Annotated in this window: 21 protein-coding genes and 2 tRNA genes; 12 read left to right on the top strand and 11 right to left on the bottom strand. The window is 54.8% G+C overall.

Annotated features, from left to right (window positions below; all coding sequences use genetic code 11):
* Nucleotides 1-26 precede the first annotated feature (26 nt).
* The gene (locus ACZCED_RS07030; RefSeq protein ID WP_462971152.1) at nucleotides 27-3,311 is read right to left on the bottom strand and encodes a PAS domain S-box protein; all 3,285 of its coding nucleotides are present in this window, start codon (nucleotides 3,309-3,311) and stop codon (nucleotides 27-29) included.
* A gap of 681 nt (nucleotides 3,312-3,992) precedes the next feature.
* On the opposite strand from ACZCED_RS07030, the gene ACZCED_RS07025 reads away from it, so the two are divergent.
* From ACZCED_RS07025 to ACZCED_RS07010, 4 genes are all read left to right on the top strand, one after another.
* On the top strand, nucleotides 3,993-4,358 hold the full coding sequence (locus tag ACZCED_RS07025; RefSeq protein ID WP_462971151.1) for a hypothetical protein: 366 nt from the start codon (nucleotides 3,993-3,995) through the stop codon (nucleotides 4,356-4,358).
* Between the two features lie 11 nt (nucleotides 4,359-4,369).
* Entirely contained in the window at nucleotides 4,370-6,229 is a 1,860-nt protein-coding gene (locus tag ACZCED_RS07020; RefSeq protein WP_462971150.1) for a RiPP maturation radical SAM C-methyltransferase, read from the top strand.
* The gene (locus ACZCED_RS07015; protein ID WP_462971149.1) at nucleotides 6,190-7,185 is read left to right on the top strand and encodes a tRNA dihydrouridine synthase; all 996 of its coding nucleotides are present in this window, start codon (nucleotides 6,190-6,192) and stop codon (nucleotides 7,183-7,185) included. Before ACZCED_RS07020 ends, ACZCED_RS07015 begins: the two co-directional genes overlap by 40 nt.
* 267 nt (nucleotides 7,186-7,452) lie before the next feature.
* Nucleotides 7,453-7,833: a response regulator transcription factor gene (locus ACZCED_RS07010; protein ID WP_462971148.1), complete on the top strand. Its 381-nt coding sequence runs from the start codon at nucleotides 7,453-7,455 to the stop codon at nucleotides 7,831-7,833.
* 15 nt (nucleotides 7,834-7,848) lie between these two features.
* Here the strand turns inward: ACZCED_RS07010 and ACZCED_RS07005 are convergent, their stop codons facing one another.
* Nucleotides 7,849-8,835: a GAF domain-containing protein gene (locus tag ACZCED_RS07005; protein WP_462971147.1), complete on the bottom strand. Its 987-nt coding sequence runs from the start codon at nucleotides 8,833-8,835 to the stop codon at nucleotides 7,849-7,851.
* Nucleotides 8,836-9,317: 482 nt separating this feature from the next.
* Between ACZCED_RS07005 and ACZCED_RS07000 the strand changes: the two genes are divergently transcribed.
* Nucleotides 9,318-10,082, top strand: a complete 765-nt coding sequence (locus tag ACZCED_RS07000) for a uracil-DNA glycosylase family protein (RefSeq protein ID WP_464860492.1) — start codon at nucleotides 9,318-9,320, stop codon at nucleotides 10,080-10,082.
* Nucleotides 10,083-10,142: 60 nt separating this feature from the next.
* On the opposite strand, the gene ACZCED_RS06995 is transcribed toward ACZCED_RS07000, so the two are convergent.
* Complete coding sequence (locus ACZCED_RS06995; RefSeq protein ID WP_462971145.1) at nucleotides 10,143-10,352, bottom strand: FmdB family zinc ribbon protein; 210 nt, start codon at nucleotides 10,350-10,352, stop codon at nucleotides 10,143-10,145.
* A gap of 434 nt (nucleotides 10,353-10,786) precedes the next feature.
* Between ACZCED_RS06995 and aroF the strand changes: the two genes are divergently transcribed.
* Both aroF and ACZCED_RS06985 read left to right on the top strand, forming a co-directional pair.
* Nucleotides 10,787-11,806 (top strand): 3-deoxy-7-phosphoheptulonate synthase, encoded by a 1,020-nt coding sequence (gene aroF / locus ACZCED_RS06990; RefSeq protein ID WP_462971144.1) that lies wholly within the window; start codon nucleotides 10,787-10,789, stop codon nucleotides 11,804-11,806.
* 87 nt (nucleotides 11,807-11,893) lie between these two features.
* Nucleotides 11,894-12,235 (top strand): hypothetical protein, encoded by a 342-nt coding sequence (locus ACZCED_RS06985; protein ID WP_464860491.1) that lies wholly within the window; start codon nucleotides 11,894-11,896, stop codon nucleotides 12,233-12,235.
* Between the two features lie 7 nt (nucleotides 12,236-12,242).
* On the opposite strand, the gene typA is transcribed toward ACZCED_RS06985, so the two are convergent.
* The gene (gene typA / locus ACZCED_RS06980; RefSeq protein WP_462971142.1) at nucleotides 12,243-14,072 is read right to left on the bottom strand and encodes a translational GTPase TypA; all 1,830 of its coding nucleotides are present in this window, start codon (nucleotides 14,070-14,072) and stop codon (nucleotides 12,243-12,245) included.
* Between the two features lie 297 nt (nucleotides 14,073-14,369).
* Between typA and ACZCED_RS06975 the strand changes: the two genes are divergently transcribed.
* Entirely contained in the window at nucleotides 14,370-15,494 is a 1,125-nt protein-coding gene (locus tag ACZCED_RS06975; RefSeq protein WP_462971141.1) for a 3-hydroxyacyl-CoA dehydrogenase family protein, read from the top strand.
* A gap of 92 nt (nucleotides 15,495-15,586) precedes the next feature.
* Here the strand turns inward: ACZCED_RS06975 and ACZCED_RS06970 are convergent, their stop codons facing one another.
* Complete coding sequence (locus ACZCED_RS06970) at nucleotides 15,587-16,240, bottom strand: PilZ domain-containing protein (RefSeq protein ID WP_462971140.1); 654 nt, start codon at nucleotides 16,238-16,240, stop codon at nucleotides 15,587-15,589.
* Between the two features lie 216 nt (nucleotides 16,241-16,456).
* Between ACZCED_RS06970 and ACZCED_RS06965 the strand changes: the two genes are divergently transcribed.
* Both ACZCED_RS06965 and hpf read left to right on the top strand, forming a co-directional pair.
* A complete protein-coding gene (locus ACZCED_RS06965) occupies nucleotides 16,457-17,263 on the top strand; it encodes a DnaJ domain-containing protein (RefSeq protein ID WP_462971139.1) in 807 nt (268 codons plus the stop codon).
* A gap of 183 nt (nucleotides 17,264-17,446) precedes the next feature.
* A complete protein-coding gene (gene hpf / locus ACZCED_RS06960; protein WP_462971138.1) occupies nucleotides 17,447-17,764 on the top strand; it encodes a ribosome hibernation-promoting factor, HPF/YfiA family in 318 nt (105 codons plus the stop codon).
* 327 nt (nucleotides 17,765-18,091) lie between these two features.
* Here hpf and ACZCED_RS06955 read toward each other — a convergent pair whose 3' ends face one another.
* Nucleotides 18,092-18,496, bottom strand: a complete 405-nt coding sequence (locus tag ACZCED_RS06955; protein ID WP_464860490.1) for a helix-turn-helix domain-containing protein — start codon at nucleotides 18,494-18,496, stop codon at nucleotides 18,092-18,094.
* Between the two features lie 29 nt (nucleotides 18,497-18,525).
* On the bottom strand, nucleotides 18,526-19,587 hold the full coding sequence (locus ACZCED_RS06950; RefSeq protein ID WP_462971136.1) for an HDOD domain-containing protein: 1,062 nt from the start codon (nucleotides 19,585-19,587) through the stop codon (nucleotides 18,526-18,528).
* 372 nt (nucleotides 19,588-19,959) lie between these two features.
* Between ACZCED_RS06950 and ACZCED_RS06945 the strand changes: the two genes are divergently transcribed.
* Nucleotides 19,960-20,466 carry a dihydrofolate reductase family protein gene (locus ACZCED_RS06945; protein WP_462971135.1) on the top strand — a complete coding sequence of 169 codons (507 nt, stop codon included), beginning with the start codon at nucleotides 19,960-19,962 and terminating at the stop codon, nucleotides 20,464-20,466.
* Between the two features lie 29 nt (nucleotides 20,467-20,495).
* On the opposite strand, the gene ACZCED_RS06940 is transcribed toward ACZCED_RS06945, so the two are convergent.
* The 4 genes from ACZCED_RS06940 to tadA form a co-directional block, all read right to left on the bottom strand.
* On the bottom strand, nucleotides 20,496-21,389 hold the full coding sequence (locus ACZCED_RS06940; protein WP_462971134.1) for an NAD(P)-dependent oxidoreductase: 894 nt from the start codon (nucleotides 21,387-21,389) through the stop codon (nucleotides 20,496-20,498).
* Nucleotides 21,390-21,477: 88 nt separating this feature from the next.
* A tRNA-Pro gene (locus ACZCED_RS06935) sits at nucleotides 21,478-21,554 on the bottom strand.
* Between the two features lie 69 nt (nucleotides 21,555-21,623).
* Nucleotides 21,624-22,916 (bottom strand): adenylosuccinate synthase, encoded by a 1,293-nt coding sequence (locus ACZCED_RS06930; RefSeq protein WP_464860489.1) that lies wholly within the window; start codon nucleotides 22,914-22,916, stop codon nucleotides 21,624-21,626.
* Between the two features lie 57 nt (nucleotides 22,917-22,973).
* Nucleotides 22,974-23,438: a tRNA adenosine(34) deaminase TadA gene (gene tadA / locus ACZCED_RS06925; RefSeq protein WP_464860488.1), complete on the bottom strand. Its 465-nt coding sequence runs from the start codon at nucleotides 23,436-23,438 to the stop codon at nucleotides 22,974-22,976.
* A 181-nt stretch (nucleotides 23,439-23,619) separates the two neighbouring features.
* Here tadA and ACZCED_RS06920 point away from each other — a divergent pair.
* A tRNA-Arg gene (locus ACZCED_RS06920) sits at nucleotides 23,620-23,696 on the top strand.
* Nucleotides 23,697-23,772 lie beyond the last annotated feature (76 nt).

Raw genomic sequence — 23,772 nt, 5'->3', positions numbered from 1 at the left:
ATCGCGATAGATCGTGACGGGTCGAATCAGGCGGTCCCAGCACGATTGCCGCCGTTTAGGAGCTCATTCAAGGCAGCCGCCAACTGTTCTATATGATACGGTTTTTGAATAAACCCATCGCCCGCCTCTTCTTTTCCCCCCAGACCATCGAGGCTGTATCCACTGGACAGCAGCACCTTGACGCCCGGTTGGATCTGCTTCAGCCGGGCCAAGACCTGACGGCCGTTTAAGTCGGGCATGATCATATCCAGCAGCACCCCGTCGATTCTACCCATCCCGCTTTCGAAAAGGGCAATGGCCTGGTGTCCGCTGTTGGCAGGAATGACATGGTATCCCAAGTCTTGGAGTATTCCTGTCAGGGCATTCAGGATGTAGGGCTCGTCATCCACCACCAGCAACGTGCCGGACCCGTTGAGCGGCAGATTGGGTGGTGCTGCCGATATTTTTTCGGGAACCCGGGATATGGCAGGCAGATAGATGGTAAATGTTGAACCGTGGCTCACCCGGCTTTCCACGTCGATGATGCCGCCGTGGTTCTTGATGATGCCAAATGCCGAGGCTAGTCCCAAGCCGGTTCCCCGGCCCATTTTTTTGGTTGTGAAAAATGGTTCGAAAATTCGTTTCATGGTTTCCGGGTCGATGCCGTTTCCCCTGTCTTTAACACTAACGGCCACATAGGGACCCGGCTTGACGCCGAAAGACGCGGTGAAAACCTCGTCCAGCAGCAGGTTTTTGGTTGACAGGGACAGGGTCGTATCGTCTGTCATGGCCTGCCAGGCATTGACGTAAAGGTTGACCAGCACCTGGTCGATCTGGCCCTGGTCCGCTTCGACCGTCCAGATATTCTCCTGGTAGCGGGCATGAATCTGTATCTCTTTTTTAGTTCGGCCGAACATGTCTGCGGTCCGCTGGACCGTCTCGTTAAGGTTGACGGGTGCGACCTGGTATTTGCCACCCCGGGCATATCCGAGAAGTTGACGCGTCAGGGTGGCACCGCTCTCTACGCATTGCTCGATGGCCCGCAGGTATTCGGAGAGCATGCTGGTGGCCTCGAGTTTGGAGGCGAGCAGGGACACATTGCCCATGATCCCCATCAGTAAATTATTGAAGTCATGGGCGATGCCGCCGGCCAGGGTGCCCACCGCTTCCATCCGCTGGGCATGATTGAGCTGGCCCTGGAGTTTCTCTTTTTCCTTCTGGGCAAGGATGTTGGCCGTGACATCGCGAGCCACGCCGCGAAATCCGGTGACGGCTCCTAAAGGATCCAGAATCAATGCCGCGCTCAAGTCAAGCACCTTGTCGCTGCCGTCCTGTGTGATCACCGGGAAAGCGGTCACCCGCAGCGGTTCACCGGAGCGGACCATCTTGCTGAATGCCTGGATGATCTCCCGTGTCGATTGATGTGTCGAAAAGCGCCTGAACGGCATGCCAATCAGTTGATCGATATCGTAGCCCATGATCCGGCAGGCGGCATCATTGACAAAGGTGACATTGCCCGAGTCGTCCAGCTCAAAGTAGGCCTCATCGATGGTGTCCAGGATCGTGCGGTATTTCTCTTCGCTGACACGAAGCTGCGTTTCCGTCAATCGGCGTTGTTCGATTTGTCCGACCAGGCCGTCGTTGGCTTTCTGCAATTCAAGGGTTCGCTCCTTGATCAACGCCTCCAGTTGATTCTTGTATCGAAGCAGCTCTTGCTCGGCCATTTTGCGGTCGTTGATGTCGCGCAGGGAACCGATGATGCGATAGGGCTTACCGGATTCGGTCCGCAGCACAGTGGAATTCAAGGAGCAGTGTTTCAACCGCCCGTCCTTATCTCTGAACACCACTTCCTGATCGTTGAGTCGGCCCTTGTCGATCAGTTTGTCAACGATACCCATCCGCTGGCCGGGATCCGCATAAATTTTAAGCAGGGTTTTCCCAATCAGCTCCTGTCGTCGGTATTGGGATATTTTTTCAATGGACGGGCTGATTTCAATCAGCGTTCCCTTGATGGAGGCTTCGTAGTATACATCCTGGATATTGTTGAAAATACCCTGGTATTTTTTGCGGCTTCGCTCCACCGCCGTTTTCATTTCCGCAAAAGCGTCAGCGGTTTCCTGGATTTCGGAATAAGCCGAATGGATTTGCGGCAGGGGGGCCGATTGACCCATTTTAATCTGCCGAGAGGTGCGTCCCAGCAGGGCGATCGGGCGGATCACCCCTCGGGCCAGGAGAAATCCCACAAAGGCGGCAAACAGGGAAATCATTGCGGTGACCAGGATATTGTAAAATCGATTGGATTTGATGGCGCCGAGGTAATCGTCTTCAGGCAGGTACACCCCGATGATCCAGGGCCACTGAGGGTTGGAAAAAGGAGTGAACATGGCCAGGTAGATCTGATTCTCGTGGGTAAACCGCGAAAATCGCGATTCGCCCATGATCAGCATCCCCGATGCGTCGGTTTGGATTTTTGCCGCTTCGAAGGCTTTCCGGCTGTGCGGATCGTCAAGCTCTCTGATTTTTGCCAGGCGGGGGGTACCGCCATCCCCCGCTTCCAGGATTTTCAGCTTGTCCAGATTCCCGAAGGCCACGACGTCGCTGTTGCGGTTCAGCATGAATGCTTTTCCGTTCTTGCCGATTTTCAAATTGCCGATAAAAACCGATAACTGGTCGATTTCGATATCGACGCCAACCACGCCCATGAGTTTCCCGGACGGATCGAAAAAGGGCCCGGCAATGGTAATACCGGGCTTTTGTGAGGTATAGAAGATGTATGGGTCGGTCCAGACGATGCCGTTTTCGGCAACTGCTTTCTGATACCAGGGTCGCTTTCGCGGATCATACGTGTCTGCGTTGTTGTTTTCTTCACCAAGGGGCGTAAAAAGGGAGTCCCGGTAGTTCAAGCGGACCTGCCTTCCTTGGGCGGTGTTTAGGATAACCTTGGTGCGAAACCCCCCTTTTACCTTGGCGTCATAATGGCGCACATCGTAAAAATCGCCTTGGGGCGTGCCTACATAAATGCCGGCAAAATGGGGATTGACGGTGAGTTGGTCGTGCAGATAGCGCTCCAGTGCGTCAATTTGGTGCGTCTGGTTGCCCACCACGTTGGATGCCATCAGGCGCCGGGTCAACGCGGCCGCAGCATGGGCATGCAACAGGTGGCGCTGGGACTGCTCCATGGCCAGTTCGGCGATGTTCTTCATGATATCCCGGGCGTGCTGTCGAAGCACGTCCTGGGAGGTGATAAAGGAAGACGTGGTCGTGATCAGGTGGGTTCCCCAGATCAATCCCAAAAAACCGGCAATCAGCGCCCAGCGAATCGAAATTTTCATAGTTGGTCCACAGGTCGGAAGTGGTTCAAATTGCACGATAATAAAGCCGTGTTCAGCCAGAAGCGTCCGCCCGTGATGGTTGGGCGTGTCGATAGTCACTTTTGATCGGACTGGAATTGATGTATATGGAGCGGTTTCAGGTTTCAAGCAAAAAAAATATCCTGACTCGAACACTTGTCGACGCTGTCGCAGAACCAAAGAAGATGCCTTTGGGCGGCAACCGCCTGTGCAAGGGCAATGCTAAGGCTGAAGACAAGGTGCGAACACCATGCTCGACGGTTTTCCTTTTTTGCCACCTGAAGTCGATTCGTTGCTCATGAGATAAGGCAGGTCATATATCTTAGAAAATCTGAAACTGCCGGCTCAGGAAAAAAATCAAACCAGTCGGAACGGTTTGGGCAGTCTCCGGCGTGAGATTGTCCCCCGGCTGCCACAAGGCGCGCTATCGTTCATCGGATGCCCCCAATAACGCTTTCCGGTTGATGAAATCATGCATTAGCGCTATAAGAAAGCCTCCCGTTCGCACCTCGATGCTTGTACGTGCTCGCTTCACTTAGCCGTTTAGACGTTACGATTCGTGGAGGGATGATGAAAAAAACAGTTTTGTTGACCTTGATGGTATCGGCAATCGGTTTGTTCGCTTGTTCTGTGCCGCATATCGGAAATGGGAGCCCAGCCGGTATGGGGGTGGTGTTTGACGGTGAACCGCTGATCTTCGATCCTTCGGTGAATTTCAAGGGAACCGTGGTGGGCCAGATTCTTTCCCGTGAAATGAGCAATGGCGTTACCCGGATATCCATCGGCTTGGAGGGTCAGTATGAAAACCTGAAAAAAACCAACCTGGCCGCCGTGGTAAAAAACGGCCGGCTGCATTTGACGCTTCTATCCGGATACGGTGAATCGCTGCCTGCAGGCGGGTGTATAAACGGATTCGTAAATAAATCTTCATATCGATGGTTTAAATTCAAACATATCATAAATAACATTAACATGACCGCCGACCAGCGTGTCCAGCGCCTGCTGGCTCGATCCGGTCGGGTGGGTTAACCCGCAGGATCATGTCAGCCGAGGCAACGGCCATATCGGGGCGGGTGCTTTTGGTTTCCGCGCCCTGGCCGCTATTCAATCGCCCATCCCTGCCGTTGGGTGCGTTGAAAGCCTACTTAAGCCAAACGCTGCCGCAGATTCAAACGGATGCCTGCCATCTTTTCCTTCAGGTGGCCCATGCGTTGGGATATGACCGTTATCAGGGCGTTTCACGACGGGTCTGGCGGGCCGAATCCGTCTTCTCGGCACTGCTCTATCCCGAGCATGCCCTTCGGGCTGAATCGCTGTACACCCGGACACTGAAACGAAAGGATCAGGAAACTGATGATTTTCAGCAGTTGGTCCACCAGGTAAAGACTGTCACCGACGACTGGCTACAGCGAATCGATTGGCCGGCCCTCGCAGCGGTCGGATTTACCATTTCGTTTTGCCAGGTGACCGCTTCCCTTTACCTGATTTCACGAATCAAGGCCATCTGTCCATCGCTGCCGGTGGTCGTAGGCGGCTCTTCCTTCTCCGGTGAGCGATCTGCGGACCTGTTGAAGGTTTTCCCATATGTCGATTACCTGGTGGTGGGGGAGGGCGAGCGCCCTCTGACCGGACTGTTGCGCCATCTGACCACCCCCCGCTCCCGGTCCGCCTCGACGCTTCCCGACGGCGTCCTCTCCTCCGATTCCAGGCCTGGCGAAATAGACCGGTTTCGTCAACTCAGTCGATTGGACCGCCTGCCGGTGCCTGACTACGATGACTACTTCAACATGCTGGCCGGGTTTTCTCCTGATCATCGTTTCTTCCCTGTTCTTCCCGTCGAAGGCTCTCGCGGGTGCTGGTGGCACCGGCAGGATGCCGCCGGCCGGTTCAGGGGATGCGCCTTTTGCAACCTGAACCTGCAGTGGCAGGGATATCGTGCCAAACTGCCGGAACAGGTCGTCCGCGAGGTGGCCTACCTCGTCCGGCGGCATCAGGTCCTTTCCCTGACCTTTGCCGACAACGCCTTCTCGATGAAACAGGCCTCGTCGATCTTCGATGGGATCCGGAGATTGGGCCTGGATCTGTCCATCTTTACCGAGCTGCGGGCCACCACCTCCCCGACGCTGCTTCGCAAAATGAAGCAGGCCGGCGTGGATACCGTTCAAGTGGGCATCGAAGCCCTGTCCAGCCAATTACTGACCAGGATGAACAAAGGTGTACGGGCCATCGACAACCTGAACCTGATGAAGCATTGTGAAGCCTTGGGCATCGTCAACGCGTCCAACCTGATGCTTCATTTCCCCGGCAGCGACAGCAACGATATCAATGAAACCCTTCGTACCCTCGCATTTGCCCGATGGTACCGGCCGCTCAAAACAGTCAGTTTCTGGTTGGGTCTGGATAGCCCGGTATATCGGTTTGCCCGGCGGTTTCACATCCGGTCCGTCTTCAACCATCCCAACTTGAAAAAACTGTTTCCGGAACCGGTGGCTGCGGGTATCCGTTTCATGATCCAGAGCTATCGCGGTGATCGGACACACCAGCTCAAATTGTGGCGCCCCGTCGAGTTACAGACACGCCAGTGGCAAAAGGAATATGACGCCTTGCAGCGGCAGACCGGCGGCAGACCGGCATTGTCCTTTCGAGATGGTGGACGTTTTATTGTCATCGACCAGTATTTACCGATGCAGGCTGCAGCCAGGCATCGGCTCACGGGGGCATCGGCGGAAATCTACCGTTATTGCCATATCCCCCGCACCCTCAAAGAGGTAATCAAAGCGTTTGCCGCCCAGCGTCCGGAACAAATCCGCACGTTCCTTCAATCCTTGGTTACCAAACGGCTGGTCTTCGAAGAGCGGGAATGTTACCTGAGCCTGGCCGTACCCGCTTCGTGGCTGTAAAGACGATGAAACACCTGATTCTCGCCCCGTTGCGCGGCTATACCGATGCGGTGTTCAGGAATGCCTATCAACGCCATTTCAAAGGTGTTGGCGAGGCGGTGGCACCGTTTGTCACCTCAATAAAAGGCCGGCGCATCAAACCCTCCCACCTGCGGGATCTGGCGCCGGCCGACAACCGGGCCATGCCGGTCGTCCCCCAGATTCTGAGCAACGACCCGGACGAATTTCTTTGCCTGGCCAACACGCTCTGCGACCTGGGTTACCGGGAAATCAACTGGAACCTGGGGTGTCCTTTTCCCATGGTAGCCAAAAAAATGCGGGGTTCCGGACTGCTGCCGCACCCGGATGTGGTCGATCGAATGCTCGATAAAGTACTGAATGGATTTGCCGGAAACTTGTCCATCAAGACCCGTTTGGGGCGGTTTTCAGGCAGTGAAATGGATCACCTCATCCCGGTCTTCAACCGCTACCCCCTTGCGCGGGTGATTGTTCATCCGCGTACCGGGGTGCAAATGTATGCGGGAGAGGTGGATTTAGTTGCCTTTGACGTCTGCCTGGCACGCATCACCCATTCCGTGGTCTACAACGGGGATATCAATGACCTGGAGATGTTTCACTCGTTGGAATCGAGATTTCCGTCCGCATCCGGCTGGATGTTGGGGCGGGGGCTGATCGCCAACCCGTTTCTGCCTGAAATGATCCAATCGGGAAACCGGCTTATCGGCAACAGAAACCAGCGGTTTGAAAAATTTCACGACGACCTGATGGACAGCTACCGCCGCCAGTTTTCAGGGCCCGGCCACCTACTGGATCGGATGAAAGGATTCTGGAGCTATTTTGCGGCCGGTTTCCCGGATGGCCGGCGAATAGTCAAACGGATCCGCAAGGTGGACACCCTCGACCGCTACCGACGGGAGGTCATGGCGCTGTTTAACGATCAAGACCAGTGGGCGTGACCGCCCGCCCATGCGGCCAAGGCGCAGCCTCTTTTCAATCAACGAAGCCGATCTTTCGGTTGCGCCCTGTTCAATGCGCCCTTTGGGTCGATTCCACAGGTTGACGAGCGTTCAATCGCGCGTTGAGTCGTTATTTATCACAACGGATTGTGCATCCATCCAAAATCGACTATACTGAAAAATAAGATCATCTGTTCGGTTCAATATGCGGTCACGTTTCGGCGAGACAGGGACAGCATGCCAGTCAGCCCCCGGGGGAGCAGTCGAATGCATCGAAAAACGATTCTCATTGTGGATGACGAATTGAGCATTCTGGTGCCGCTGCAATTTCTCATGGAAAAAGAAGGCTACCTGCCCAAACTGGCCCAGAGCGGTAAGGAAGCCATCGAAAAAATCGCCGAAGTCCAGCCCGATCTGATTCTGCTCGATATCATGCTTCCCGATCTGGATGGGTATGAGATCTACCAGATGATTCGACAACGGACCGAGTGGGAATCCATCCGAATCATATTCCTCACGGCCAAAAACCGGGATGCCGACATGGCCAAGGGAATCGCCATGGGCGCCGATGCCTACATCACCAAGCCGTTTTCCAATACCCAACTGATAGAAAAGATTCGCGAACTCATTGGGCCAGCGGAGCCGTGATCGACCTTCAAGCCATTACACCAGGGTCATCAAGTAATCGCGAAGCTGGATCCGCTGATTGGTCAGTCCCAGTTTCTTGCGCAGCCGGTTGCGGTGGGCCTCGATGGTTTTTGCCGATGCGTTCAGGATTTGAGCGATCTCCTTAGTGGTCTTGTCTTTGCGGACCAGATCGGCAATCTGGATTTCTGTGGGGGTCAGATCGAAAAACTTCATAGGGATCTGGCGCAGAAAAGGAGATACGATATTGGAGATATTGGCCTGGATGATTTCCACGTAAGTGGTCTGTTTTTCATCCAGCTGGCTTCGGGCGAGCTTTTCCAGAAAGGGCATCACCAGATCCTTGACGTTGGCCACGATGGTATCCTCCATGTGAACCTGGTCTTCCTCCCTGTTTTTCAGCAGCACATTGAGTGCGGTATTGACCTCTTTCAAAGCCACGCTTTTGTCTTTCAGCTCCTTTTCATTCTTTTTCAGTTTCTTTTCAGCCCGCTTGCGTTCAGCGATTTCACGATTGGCCTGTTCGAACAGCTGGGCATTTTCGATGGCGGTCGCCGAGGCGTCGGCCAGTGCTTCGAGCACTTTCCCGTGGGATTGATCAAAACGGCCAACCTGCTTGTCCACGACTTGTAGGGCACCGATTACCGTGCCTTTGACCCGCATGGGTACGCTGATGATGGAACGCAATTCCACCTGCATCGTATCGGCAACCTTCCGAAAATGGCGCATGTCCTTACGGGTGTCCGGTAAAATGACGCTGTCGCCATAAGAGCTGACCCATCCGGCAATTCCTTCACCGGGTGCCAGACGCCAGCCTTTGACGACATTGCGCTGAAAGCCTGCTGCTTGTCGGCACACCACCTCCCCGGTATGATGATCTTTCAGCCAAATGGAACTGCCAACGACACCGAACAGGTTTTTGATGGCCTCTAAAATCGTAGAAAGAACCCGATCCAGTTCGAGACTGGAGTTAATTGCAAGAAAAGATTGGCTGATCAGGTCCAACTCACGGTTTCTCTGGCTTAATGCCTCGTTTTTTTTTCGTAGCTTCCGATTTTCGGATTCCAGCCGTTTGGCATTCAGTGTCTTTGTCGCCGAAGAAGGGGCAGTCGAGGATGATTTGACATTCGCCATGGACGGACCTGTTGGTTTAAACGGGGTTTGAAGGTGCTGATCGGAAATGACGCAATGAATGGTGCCGGAAAAAGTGGACCATCATCTACTGAAAAAGTCAATGAAAATCTGATTGTTACAACCTTCGGCGAGGCCAGTCGGACGCAGCATCGGTTGTGTTTAAAAGCAGTTTGGGTTACGGTGTCCAGGCTCGGGGTATCCGCCACGGCTGGCATTTTCAAACGACTTGCGGACCCGTATGCCAACATCGAATCGAAAGGGGCAAGCCGGCATGAAAACCAGGACATCCATGTTGGACCCTCATGCAAAACAAGCCATGATCGGTCCGGTCAGGGCTCGGGCGATCCGGTAGGATGGTGAAAACAGACAGCCGCCCGGCAACCCGTATCGCTGCGATTACCGACGACCTGGTGGCAAGCGCCAGGCAGTTGACCTTTTCAGCTCCCGTGACCCACACCTACCATCCGCTGGTCTATGCCAGAAGGGGATACGACAGCTATGTGGCCCGCTATGGGGATACGGTCAAATCGGTCATTCTGGTAGGCATGAATCCCGGCCCGTTCGGTATGGCGCAGACCGGCGTACCGTTTGGCGACGTGGAGATGGTGTCCGGATGGATGGGCATCCACGCCCCTATCGCGCTGCCGCCCGACGTTCACCCCAAGCGGCCGGTTTCAGGATTTTCGTGCACGCGCAGGGAGGTGAGCGGCCAACGGCTGTGGGGATGGGCCAAATATCGGTATGGAACGCCGGACCACTTTTTCAAGCAGTTTTTCGTACTCAATTACTGCCCGATGGTGTTCATGGAAGCCAGCGGCCGCAACCGCACACCCGACAAGCTTCCGGCGGTTGAAAAAAAACGGCTTTTTAAAATTTGCGATATGGCGCTGCAGCGATCCGTCGAGGTATTCCAGCCTCATTGGGTGCTGGGGATTGGCGGTTTTGCCGAAAAGCGGATTGAAGAGGCCTTGAAGGGCAGGCATTTGAAGACCGGCAGGTTGACCCACCCCAGTCCGGCCAACCCCAAGGCCAATCGGGGCTGGGCGCTGCGGGTGGAATCGGAACTCGCTGCCATGGGAATCGACTTGCCGGATGAAAAAGAAAAAGGCCCGGTTTGACAACGAGCCTTTTTCTTGAAAAGGGAACTTTTCCGGACCGGAAAAGCAGGATTAAATGCGTCAGCCACCGGCAGATGGCTTGCAAGCCGGAGGCTGGAAACCGCCGGAGCCGGTGGGAATGCCATGGGGCCGGACGGCACCGGCTGACATCAGCTTTTCCACGTCCGCGCAGTTGCACACGGGACATGCAACCGCCTCGGTGTCCGATGAAAACACGAGCTGTTCAAAATGGTTGCAGCAGGCCTTGCATTGGTACTCGAAAATCGGCATGATCGCGCTCCTTTTTTTGGGCAATACAATAATGCGAGCATACTTCAAGTCAAGCCCTTTTTACGTCTGCCCGTTGTGCTACGGCTCAAGCCCATCACCATCGCCTACCCCATTGGAAAAACGGTTGACAATTATGATGATGGATGCCATATCCAAGCCATTCCTTCTCGTATGGTAACCATTAGGAAAAGCAGAAAAACATGAACATCTCAGTGATAGGAAAGCTATGGTTTTGGTGGTGGCGCTCACCAATCGGGTGCGCCTGCCGGATCCCCGTTGCATGAGATGTATGGTGTATCGATGACAAGCAAACGGACCTACGGGCGATAATCCGGCGGTCCGTTTTCAGTTAAAGGGGCCGCGGGGTTAATCCGGGCCTTTTTTTTCTGGCCGGGATGACCATCCCGGGTCCCAATTACCAAAGGAGGCGCAGCATGCTGGTGGTGATGGATAAAACGGCGACAGCCGAGCAGATCGACCAAGTGGTTAAGGTCATTGAAGGACAGGGATGCACGGCCAGGCCAATTCCAGGCGGCGATCGCGTCTCCATTGGCGTGTTGAACAACAAAGGCCCCGTGGATGCGGCCCTGTTTGTTGGCCTGCCAGGGGTCAAAGAGGCAGTGCCCATCACCAAACCCTACAAACTGGTCAGTCGGGAAACAAAAGCTGAGGACACGCTGATTCAAGTGGGAGAGGTCACTATCGGAAACGGCCACCTTACCCTTATTGCCGGACCCTGTGCCATTGAAAATGAAACGCAGGCCTTGACCATCGCCGGGCATGTCAAAAAAGCCGGTGCGCACCTGTTCCGGGGCGGTGCCTTCAAACCGCGAACCTCACCATATTCCTTTCAGGGCCTTGGAGAAGAGGGACTTAAGATATTGGCCCGAGTCAGAGAGAATTTCGGCCTGCCGGTGGTCACCGAAGTGATGGATTTTCAGACCTTCGACCTGGTGGAACATTATGCCGACGTGGTCCAGATCGGTACCCGGAACATGCAGAATTTCAGCCTGCTCAAGCGGGCCGGCGAGTCTTACCGGCCCATCCTGCTCAAACGTGGCATGGCCGCTACCATTGACGAGTGGCTAATGGCCGCCGAATACATCATGGCCCAGGGAAACCACCAGGTGATCCTGTGTGAGCGGGGGGTGCGAACCTTCGTTCACCACAGCCGCAATACCCTGGATCTGTCCGCCGTGCCGGTGGTCAAGAAAGAGAGCCATCTGCCCATTGTGGTGGACCCCAGCCACGCCGCCGGTCGACGGGATCAGGTGTTACCCCTGTCCCGTGCGGCGGTTGCCGCCAACGCACACGGGTTGATGGTGGAGGTCCACCACCAGCCGGAGAAGGCGTTGAGCGACGGCGCCCAGAGCCTCTTCCCGGAACAATTCGACTTGCTTTGCCGGCAGGTCATGGCAATATTCAAGGTCTGCGGCGAGGATGAGCCGTTCTGAGCGAGTGTGAAAAAAACCGCCGGATCGCCCGGCAGGCAGCGATGATGGGGCCTTAAGGCGTTTTTAGGCTAAATCAGGGGAAACGTAATGAAGACATTAATGAAAACGATGGCAATATTGGCTGTCTTAACGGCAGTGGGCTGTACCCAGGAATCACAGAACAAGATCGGACGGTCCATCCAGAACTGGACCGGTACTGACGGAGTGCTGGAGATTTACGCCGGCGAACAGCTGGTACGCCGTTTCATCAATATCGATAAATTGTCCACGGCCTACGGCACTTCGGACAACAACCCACGACCCTACCGCTTCGGATACGGTTACCTGGACGCCAACTTGAACATGGTCAAGGATGCCGACGAGCGCAAGGTTTATTTCGAGTTTTCCGATTACTCCACCAGCTACGTTTTTTTCGAAAACCCCCGCTAAGCGTTGCTTACTTTTTAGCGCCGCGCTGGACGTATCGGGCCTTGAGGCCCAGCGTTACCTTGCGCAGCCGGATGGATTTGGGGGTAATTTCCACCCGCTCGTCGTCACGGATAAAGTTGATGGCCTGTTCCAGGGTTATCGGCCGGATAGGGGCCAGGATTACGTTTTCGTCCTTGCCGGACGCGCGCATGTTGGTCAGTTTTTTCTCTTTGGTGGGATTGACGTTGATGTCCGTTTCCCGGTTATGCTCGCCGATCACCATCCCTTCGTAAACCGGTTCTCCGGGTTGGATAAGCAGCCGACCCCTTGGTTCTAAGTTATACAGGGCATAGGGCACCGCATGACCCTGACGGTCCGATACGATCGACCCGGTAAAACGGCTGGGAAAGTCTCCCCGGTAAGGTTCGTATCCCAAAAAGTAGGAATTCATGATGCCCGTTCCGCGGGTATCGGTCAGAAATTCATCCCGATAGCCAATCAGGGCCCGCGAAGGAATTGAAAACTCGATGCGCACCCGTCCGGTCCCCGTATTGGTGAGGTTCATCATCTTTCCTTTGCGCACGGAAAGTTTTTCGGTCACCACCCCCATGAAGGTTTCGCCACAGTCGACGAAGAGCCGTTCAACGGGCTCTTTGACGACCCCGTCCGCTTCCTTCAGGATCACTTCAGGGCGCCCCACGCAAAATTCAAACCCCTCCCTGCGCATGGTCTCGATGAGGATGGCCAGCTGAAACTCCCCGCGTCCTTTGACCACCACCGAATCCCTGTCCCCGGTGGTCTCCACCTGGATCGCCACATTGAGCAAGGTCTCTTTGAGCAACCGCTCCCGGATTTTTGCCGACTGTACATAGCGTCCTTCTTTGCCACCAAACGGGCCGTCGTTGATGGTGAACAGCATGGAAACCGTGGGCGGATCGACGGTAATCCGGGGCAGCGCGAAGGGTGCGTCTTCAGTGCAGATGGTGTCTCCGATGGATACTTCATCGATGCCGGACAAGATCGCAATTTCACCGGCGCTCACTGTAGATACCGGTGTGATGTCCATGCCCTCGTATAGTTGCAGGCGGGTGACTTTCAAGGGGCGGTGGCTGCCGTTGGCATCGATGCGGATGAGTCGGTGCCTGGATTCGGCCTTGCCACCCACCACACGTCCCACTGCCAGGCGGCCCAGATAGTCTGAATAGCCCAGATCGGAAACCAGCATCTGAAACGGTGATTCATCATCGAACCGGGGCGGGGGAATTTCCCTGACAATGGCGTCAAAGAGCAAATGAAGGTCATCGGCCAGGCGGTCGGGGGCTTCGCCCGCCACGCCGTCGCGGCCGATGGCGTAAAGCAATGGAAATTCCAACTGGTCTTCATTGGCATCCAGGTCGATGAGCAGATCGTACACCTGATCCAGCACTGCAGATGTCCGGGCATCCTTGCGATCGACCTTGTTTATCACCACGATGATCTTCAGTTTGGATTTGAGGGCTTTTTGCAGTACGAAACGGGTCTGGGGCAAGGGGCCTTCGGAGGCGTCTACCAAGAGGATGGCGCCGTCGACCATGGACAGCGCTCGCTCCACCTCGCCGCCAAAATCGGCATGACCGGGTGTGTCCACAATGTTGATTTTTACACCCTGGTAGACCACGGAGCAGTTTTTGGCGGCGATGGTGATGCCACGCTCGCGCTCCAGGTCCATGCTGTCCATGACCCTTTCGTCCATTTGCTGACCATGCCGAAAGAGGCCGCTCTGGCGGAACATGGCGTCCACAAGGGTCGTCTTGCCATGGTCGACATGAGCGATAATGGCAATATTACGAATTTTCTCGTTGGTTGAAAAAGAGGACATATCTGCTCGTTTCGTATGGTTGGCGTTTTTTGGGACAAGTGCCAATATAGCCATCCGGCAGGTCAATACAAGGTGGCCGAAGCGCAAATTTTTCGTCCTGAAATACAATGTAGCTTTAATGTAGTTAAAAAATAGCCTTGACCCTGTGGCGCAAGGGTGAGATAAAAAGAGTCGATTCATCTTTACCCCTTTTCAATTGTTGAATTAACTATCTTAATATAATTTAAATTATTACGACCCCACCATTGTATCGAAGCAATGGCCAGGCACGTTACGTTAATGGAATAAGGAGGAGAGATGGCAAAAATCGAAACCGTGGGAATCGTTGGATTCGGCGTGATGGGTGCGGCCATCGGACTCAATGCTGCATCGTCCGGATACCGCGTCATTTTCAAGGAGCTGAATGACGAGTTGGTTCGTTCCATGTATGACCGATGGGTGAAAGCAGCCCTTGATAAGCGGGTGGCCAAAGGTAAGATAACCCAGCAGGAGATGGATCAGGTGGCCGGCATGATATCGGGAACCGCCAGCTATCAGGACCTGGCACCATGCGACCTGGTTATTGAGGCCGCAGTAGAAAACATGGACCTGAAAATCCAGATCTTCAAGGAGTTGGACAAGGTGTGCCGCCCGGATGCCATTTTGGTCAGCAATACCTCCACCTTTCTTATCGAGCGGTTGATGGCATCGGTTTCCAACCCTTCCCGAACCGCCGGACTGCATTATTTCTTTCCAGCCAACATCAACCGGCTGGTGGAGGTGATCAGACAAAAGCATACCAGCGACGGAACCTTTACAGCCCTGATGGCATTCGCCGAAAAAAACCGCAAAGTGCCCATCGCGGTGAAGGACTTTCCCGGCTTCGCTATCAATCCGGTGTTCATCTCCAGCTACATGATGCTCGACTCCTTTTATGGCGACGCTTACAATGTCGCCACCCTGGAACGTATCTCCCAACTGGCATTGGGCGTGCGCTTCGGGATCATGTGGGTGCAAAACGGATCTGGCCTGGGCACCTGCTACCACGCCGCCGTTTCCATGAACGATTATCTGGCCGATACCGATGTCGGCTACCCGGCGGTGCCGGATCAGCTGAAAGACCAGTTTGAGAGCGGCAACCCATGGGATCTTGAAGATGGACCCGTGGCCGAGGACTCGGCTTTGCTTGATGTCGTCAAAGACCGTCTGCTTGGCTCCATCTTCACCATATCCACCCATCTGATCGAAAAGGGGGTGGTCTCCATCAAAGACCTCGAACTGGGGATCTGCACCTCGCTGGCCTGGCCCAAAGGGCCGTTTGCCATGATGAACGCCATGGGGATGGAAGAAGCCGCCCGTCTGGTGAGACTGACGGTAGAGAGCGGGGAGTTTAACATGCCCAAGGCATTTTCCGGCGCGGTTCCACCACTCTGGGAACTGTAGCCATACGATTTAACCACGCCTATCTTTTCCTTAAAAAAAAGGGCCCGGATGTCGTCATCCAGGCCCTTTCGAATTGACAAATCGGGGGACGCTCATGGCCTTTTCAATCGACAGATCCCTTTTGGCGAGTGACTGGGCAGGGACCCGGCCGTCTTGTCCAGCAAGGCCTTGCTGACCACCGGGCGTGGGTGGCTCCCCTTTTCATGGGTTATCTGTTCACGCTGCTCCGCCATTAACAGGGGCGGGTCGATGGTGCAGTGAAGACGCAGGCAGGTACGGTCGGACTCCTCACGTATCACCACGCCATTTACCGGAGCCGTCCGGCCGCTGACAAAGATAATTTCACCCTGAACCGTTTGCCCGCGCATGTACACCCCCTTGCAGCCCAAGCTGATCCCGGTTTCCGAGACATCGCGGACCGGACAACTGAACTGGGTCGCCGAATGGCGGTCATCGGTCCTCTGGACAAAAAGGGGATGGGATGCCTCATCAAACTGCATCCGATAATGCTGGCGCTGCCGGTCATCGTCTTTCTCATCGGCAGCGCCAACTGCCATCGGCCGGCGTCTTAGAAGCAGCAAGCATCGGAGTCCGGTGATCACGGCAATGATACTGCTGATCATCAAGATGGCCGTCACATAATAGCGACCATGCGTCGAATTACCAACGTCAATTGCCTGTCTGGTCAGTAGGGCGGCCATCAAGACAAATGAACTGATTAACAGGGTGGTCAGGTTTGGTTTCACCTTTAAACTCCCAACTTCCTTATCCTGCATGATAATCTGTTATTCGGCCATTTTTCTGAATGCTTGAGCATCTTCGCCGACAATTTGAACGAATACACGGTGAAACCTTTTTCCGGCCGGCCGTTTTTAGCATCGCCAACGGCCGATTCATGACTATATTGTCACTTGAGCAGGCAAGGGGTGTTGAATTCAATTCAAAAAAGGGAAAACCGGCGTATGGCACAACAGGACTACTACCAGATTCTCGGCGTGGATCCGCATGCAGAGGCAAAAACAATCAAGGATGCGTATCGGGAACTCGCATTTAGATATCATCCGGACCGCAACGAAAAAAATCCGGACAGTGCGGAAATGATGAAGTCGGTCAACGAGGCGTATGCGGTTTTGTCCAATGTGGAGAAGCGTCGTGCATACGATGCCATGCGCAGCCGTTTCGGTGACAATGCCTACGGCCAGTTCAGAAATACCTACACCGAGCAGGATATTTTCAGCGGGTCCGATATTCACCAGATCTTCGAGGAGATGGCACGGTCGTTCGGCCTTCGTGGCGTGGATGCCATATTCAACGATTTTTACGGTTCGGGGTACAAGCGCTTTGACTTCAGGCAGCATGGCCTTCGCGGCAGCGGATTCATCTACCGCGGAGGCTTCGGCAGGCGCGGGGGGAAGGCCATGGCGACCGGTGCATCCCCGGGTTTGGGTCGGTTTGCCAATTATCTGCTGCAGAAGGTCACCGGGTTGAGCCTTCCTCAAATGGGGCAGGATATTCACGACACCATCCAGCTGACTCCGGAATTTGCCAGAGCAGGCGGCCCCTATCCCTATCATCACCTTCGGCGTTCTAAACGGCTGGTGGTCAGCATTCCTGCCGGTACGAAGGACGGCCAGCAGATTCGACTGTCCCAGATGGGCGGCACAGGAAAAAACGGCGGCCCAAACGGCGATCTGTATCTGAAAGTCAAATTCAAGAAACCCTTCTTGGAAAAAGCAAAGGATTTTATTGTCTCGGCTTTCAGCCGATGATAAACTGAAAAAACAGACGGATTCCGATTTCGGATCATCGTCTTAAGCCATTGAAAGGAGGCGCTGCCGTTTTAATTCAGAAGCGAATCAAATGACCTTACACCTCCCCATCGGTCTAGCAAGACACGGGGATTGCATAAACTGTGGTGAGTGGACCGGGCCGCCGCGAAAGGAGGACGTGATATGCAAATTCTGATCACCTTCAAAGGTGTAGACTCCTCAGATTACCTGAAATCCTACCTTGAAGAAAAGCTTGAGCGTCTTGAAAAGATCATGCCCCATTCCGGAACCGCCGATGTGGTTTTCCAGGAAGAAAAACTAAGAAAAATCGTGGATATCAACCTTAGTGGCAAGGGGTTCGATGTCCACGCCAAAGAAGAGAGCAGTGCCTGGAACGAAGCCATTGATCTGGTGGTCGACAAAGCCAAAAAACAGCTGATCAAGAACAAGGAGAAAATCCAGTCTCACCGTGCGGAAGCGTACCCTGCCGATTCGCTTTAATTGAGCAGCATCTATCGCCGGTGCGGGTGAACGGTTGCGCCTGCACCGGCTTTCCATAGATTGTCGGGTCGTTCGGTGGGCAAGAGAGGCGTCAACGTAAGAATGAAAGTCGATGTCCTGTCCGCCCACTTACTCCGCCGCAAGCAACGGCGTATGTGCTTGCTGTTGCGGTTCAAGTAAACCGCACGATGGTCGGCGAACCTGGCGGGTCGATGGCAGGGGGGGCAATCATCAGGTGACAATTGAAAAGGAAGCCGATCGATACACCTCGCCAAGCGCGGGCGGTGCCAAGGTTATGGAAAAACAGATCGCCGGAAGTGGATTGAACTATTTTCTGATCAAGTGTCGGAGTTCGGGTCGCTCGAGGTTGGATGCATCCACCCGTAGCGTGCCGTCCGCACCGGTACGACCTGACAACCGGCCGGTTTTCAACCATTGGCGAACCCCTTTTTCAGTCAGATAGGTCATTTGGGCGAATGCATCGACATCGACTGTTTTAGGGGAATCGGTCGGTGGATTAGCTGCAGGGTTAAGGCCGGGTGGCATTGCCGCAGGATCTTTTCGAGTTGCAACGGTCCGGTTTTGAAGCTCGCTTTCGTAGATGGCCCATTTCCCTCCGCGTTTTTTTCCACGAATCGTTTCCTGACGCAGCATCCGGGTGATCGTGGGAACGGCGATGCCCGTCATTTGTGAAAATTCAGTGGTGGTCAGCGTTTTTTCATTCTCAATCATTCCATCTGCTCCTGCAAATTAGTAGCCGCTTACGCCATGCTCTGGGTAATCTGGTTCACGGCTTCGATCGTCGCGTCGTTGTACTTGGCCAGATCTTCTTCATCCAGGGAGAGAAAAGCCAGTGCTTCCGGGTCCAGCGCATAAAGGGTGGCGTCTAGGCTGCTGCCTATCCCGCTCTGCTGGGCGATATGATTGGCCGTATGGACGATGTAGGCCAGTTGGTTGCCCTTGGATGCGCCGGGGTCGTGGTGAAATCGCATTGCGCTCACATGATTCTCCGGTAGCTTCCATTTGGTGCACAACTCGGAGGCCAGTTCCGTGTGGTCGAAACCGAGCACCTGCTTTTCCACCTCCAGAAAATTGACACCGGCTGTCAGCGCCTGGTCCACCTGGGCTTTTCGTTCCAGCAGATAACGATCCAGGGCCAACTTGCCGGCGTCGTGGATCAGCCCGACGGAAAAGGCGTCGTTTTCCATTGCCGGTGCTCGGTCTTTGGCGATCAACCGCGAACACAGGGCCACGGCCAGAGAGTGCTGCCAAAGGGTGCCGGACCCCATGCGGTATCCTTTGAGATGACTTCCCAGCAGACTGGTGGCCGATACCATGGTAATGAGTTGTTCCAGCGTTTTATGACCGAGAACGACTGTGGCCTGGTGGATCGAAGAAACCATTCCGGACAACCCGTAGTAGGCGGAGTTCGATACTTGCAGCACCTTGGCGGCAATGGCTTGATCCGTTTCGATCACCTCGGCGATTTCTTTGAACCCGGACATGGGATTGGCCATTACCTCCCGTGCCTTGTAGATAATTTTTGGCATCGGCGGCAGGTCTTTGAGGCTGTTCAGGATTTTGCGCTTCAGATCGGTGCCGTCCAGGTCGCCCGAGGATTTCTCAGCGATCGGCGTGATAACCACTTTCCCGGTGGATTCATCGGGAGCCGTATCAGCAGGTTCGGGTTCCGGTTTCTCCCTCAGGTCCAGGGTAATTTTTGACTTGCAGCCGGGGCAGGGGAACGAGACTTTTTTCCCGGTGGGAAGGCGGTCATCGGGAAGCTCCAACGACTTGCTGCAGTTTTCGCACTCAACTTTCATGGGAACACCTTTCTCGGAAGGCTCAGGGGGTCTGTCATATCACGTAATCGGTACCGTGATTTAGAATTACAGACAATGGTTTTGGCAGGCAGAACGATAACGTCGCACCCCTTATCCATCGACGAATGATAACCCGGTTCACAATCCTATTCCGGAAGTGTATATATATCGTTTTCTGTTGATTTTGACCATCATCAATTTGTCAAATGGCCGACACGTGATGGGACGAAAGCCCCGACACACTTCTTCATCGGCCCTGTGATCGAAAACTTTATTGCCATCCTTTATATTTTAAGCGGCGTGCTTTTATGATAAGGACTTCTCCAGTATTTCGCATCCTGGCTCTCACATTAAAACAGGGAACTTACCGCCATGCATGTCTGCCTGATGGTTGCCATTACGGTTGATGGAAAAATCGCCAGAGCTGTGGACCACTACCCCGACTGGACCGGCAAGGCCGACAAACAGCTGTATGTAAAAGTTACCAAAAAAGCCGGAGTCATGATCATGGGCTCAACGACCTTCGATACGATCGGGCGGGTGCTGCCCGGCCGCAAAACCATCGTCATGACACGCAACCCGGATCGTCGCTCCGATCGGGACGATCTGGTGTATACCCAGGCGCCTCCCGTGCAGATCCTTGCCGACCTGGCCACGCAAGGCTACGAGGAAGCCGTGGTGGTCGGCGGCGCGAAGATCAACCAGCTCTTTGCCGAAAAAGGGCTTATAGACGAGTTGATCCTCACGCTGTCCCCCTATGCCTTCGGTTCCGGGCTGTCCATCTTTTCAGGTACCGTGAACCTGAAACTGGCCCTGAAAGAATTTTGCCAGATCGACGAAAACACGTTGTGCATCCGCTACCGGGTTCTGCGTCCTTAACGATGAGCCGCGATGGTTTATATGCCAGTTTATTGGCCGGATACTTTCCGGTTCATGGCCGCCATCACCTTGAACAACCCCTGCGTGCCAAGGTCTTCCCAACCCATGGCCATTGCCGCCACGTAAAACTGGTTAACCAGGGCCAGGCCGGGCAGTGACAGTCGCATGCGCCGCGCCTCTTCCAGGGCGATGCCCATATCCTTGACAAAATGCTTGATATAGAAACCGGGATTGTAGTCGCCATCGGCTATTCTGCGCCCCAGGGTATTGATGGACCACGAACTGGCCGCGCCCTTGCCGATTACATCGATGACCTGATGCGCATCCATGCCGGCCCGCTGGGCGTAAAGAAGGCATTCGACCACGCCGATCATGGTGCCGGCAATCAGAACCTGGTTGGTCATTTTGGTGTGCTGGCCGGCGCCTGCCCCTCCCATCAGAGAGATGGTTTTGCCTAAACGATCGAACAGCGGTTTGACCGTATCGAACACCGGCTTGTCACCGCCCACCATGATCGCTAAGGTGGCTTCCCGGGCTCCCACGTCCCCTCCGGAAACCGGTGCATCCAGTGCCTTTACCCCCTTTGCGGCGCATTCATGGTAAATGGTGCGGGCCAGGTCCGGGCTGGATGTGGTCATGTCAACCACCGTGTCACCGGCCTTGGTCCCCGCCAGGACGCCCGCGTTCCCTAAGATCACCTCCCGAACATCGTCCGGAAAGCCTACCATGGTGAAAACTATATCGCTGTTTTGCGCCACGGCCTTGGGTGTGTCGGCCCAGGCCGCCCCGTTTTCAAGAAGACTGACCGCTTTGTCGCGGGTTCGGCTGAAAACCGTCAGCCGGTGTCCGGCGGTCAGCAGGTGCCCGCACATGGACGCACCCATGACGCCCGTCCCGATCCATCCGATGCGCTGGTTTGTCATGTGATCCTCCTTTATAAATGAACGGTTGGCAGATTCGGAAAATAAAAAAGGGGCACGATTATGCAACCGTAACCCCTTTCAACCAATTTGGTCGGGACAGCAGGATTTGAACCTGCGACCCCAGCGTCCCGAACGCTGTGCTCTACCAGACTGAGCCATGTCCCGATGGGTCGTCCTTGTATGTCAAGGCATGTAAAAAGTCAATAGGTTGAAGCCCGATTGGCTTACCCTTTTTTATCGGGTGAAGGGGTTGTCCAAAACGATGGTCTCATCTCTTCCCGGCCCCACCGAAACGATCTGGATGGGTACGCCGGTCAAGGCCTCGATGCGCGCCAGGTATACACGGGCGACCTCGGGCAGGTCGTCGTAGCGCCGAACACGGCGAATATCCTGGCGCCAGCCGGCCAAGGTCTCATATACCGGCTTGCAGGCGGCCAGGTGATTGAGATTGGCCGGTACCTCATTGATGCGCTGGCCATTGAGTTCATAAGCGGTACAGATTTTCAGTTCATCCAGCTCGCCGAGCACATCCAGCTTGGTAATGGCCAGACCGGTCAGACCGTTGAGTCTCACCGCATTATTGAGGATGACCGTATCCAACCAACCGCATCGCCGCCGACGGCCGGTGGTGGCGCCGAATTCCGCGCCGGTCTGTTGAATCCGGTCGCCGATTTCGTCAAACAGTTCCGACGGGAACGGGCCGGCGCCCACTCGGGTGGTATAGGCCTTGACGATGCCGATCACACCGTGGATATCTTTCGGACCGACGCCGCTGCCGCAACAGGCATTGCCGGAAGCGGTGTTGGAAGAGGTGACATAGGGGTATGTGCCGTGATCGATGTCCAGGTGGGTACCCTGGGCGCCTTCGAACAAAATCTGTTTGCCGGCGCCGCCGGCTTTCTGCAAGGCCACGGAAACGTTGGTGACGTATGGTTTCAGCCGATTGGCGAATTGGGTGTACCGGTTCCGTGTCGACTCGAGATCCACCGTATCGGTGCCGAGAAATTTTTCCAGGTAAAAATTCTTTTCCGGAACGATGGCCTGCAGGCGCTCGTCGAAAGATTCGGGGTCGATCAAGTCCACGAAGCGAACACCGCGCCGGGTGGCCTTGTCTTCGTAACTGGGTCCGATGCCCCGGCCGGTGGTGCCGATCTTTTTGTCACCTTTCATCTTTTCACGACCATGGTCGACCAGTTTGTGATAGGGCATGATCACGTGGGCACGGTCGCTGATCATGAGAATGTCGGAACCGACGGCGATTCCTTTGGATTCCAGGTAATCGATCTCTTCGATCAAGACTTCGGGGTCCACGACGACGCCGTTGCCGATCACGCAGATTTTTTTCTGAAGGATTCCGGACGGGATCAGGTGGCTGATAAACTGTTCGCCATCCACAACCATGGTGTGGCCGGCGTTGTTGCCACCCTGGAACCGCACCACCACGTCGGCGTCAGCGGCCAACAAATCAACGATTTTACCTTTTCCCTCATCTCCCCACTGGGTCCCTACAATTACAATGTTTGCCACGAAATGCTCCTTCATCGAAATTAACTGAATGGCGTGAACAGGCGCTGGCCGGATGGTTCAATTCGCTTTGCGCCGCTCGCGGAAAAATTCCTGGATGATCAACCGGCACCGGTCCGCGCAAATTCCCTGCACAATCTCGACCTGATGGTTGAGTCGCGAGTCCTGACCGAGGTGGTAAAGGCTGCCGGCCGCGCCCCATTTCGGGTCGGGCGCCCCGAACACGACTGTTTTTACCCGGGCGTGGACAATGGCGCCCATGCACATGGCACAAGGTTCAATGCTAACATAGAGCGTAGTGCTTAACAAACGATAATTTTCAATCCGGCGCGCGGCCGAACGAAGGACATTGATCTCCGCATGGGCCGACGGATCGCAGTTGCCGATGGTCCGGTTGTGGTCCTGCGCGAGCACCTGGTTGTCGGCATCGACGATAACCGCACCTACAGGCACTTCGCCCTTTTGCCCGGCGACAATGGCCTGATCGATGGCCATCTTCATGAAGTGTTCGTGAGGGGGGGTCATGACTGGACAGTCTACTTTTTTTCCTGCATTGATCAATACCTTTTTAGCGTCTGTCCTGAAACATGGCCTCTGGGTCGTTATCGAAGCCTGTCGACCCGAATAGCCGTTTGCGGGTGTGGACCATTTAAAGAATTCATTGACATGCTCGTCCGTTTGGCTTAAGAAGCAGTCCAACTTTTTAGCGCCCGTAGCTCAGCTGGATAGAGTGCCGGACTACGAATCCGTAGGTCGCAGGTTCGAATCCTGCCGGGCGCGCCAGTAAAATCAAGGGGTTACGTTTTTGATGGCGTGCCCCTTTTTGTTTCTGTGTGAGAATTCGTGTGAGAAAAAGTTT

Source organism: Desulfosarcina sp., from assembly GCF_055467485.1.
Note: the sequence above shows the minus strand (reverse complement) of the source record. Positions and strands in the feature narration are given on the sequence as shown.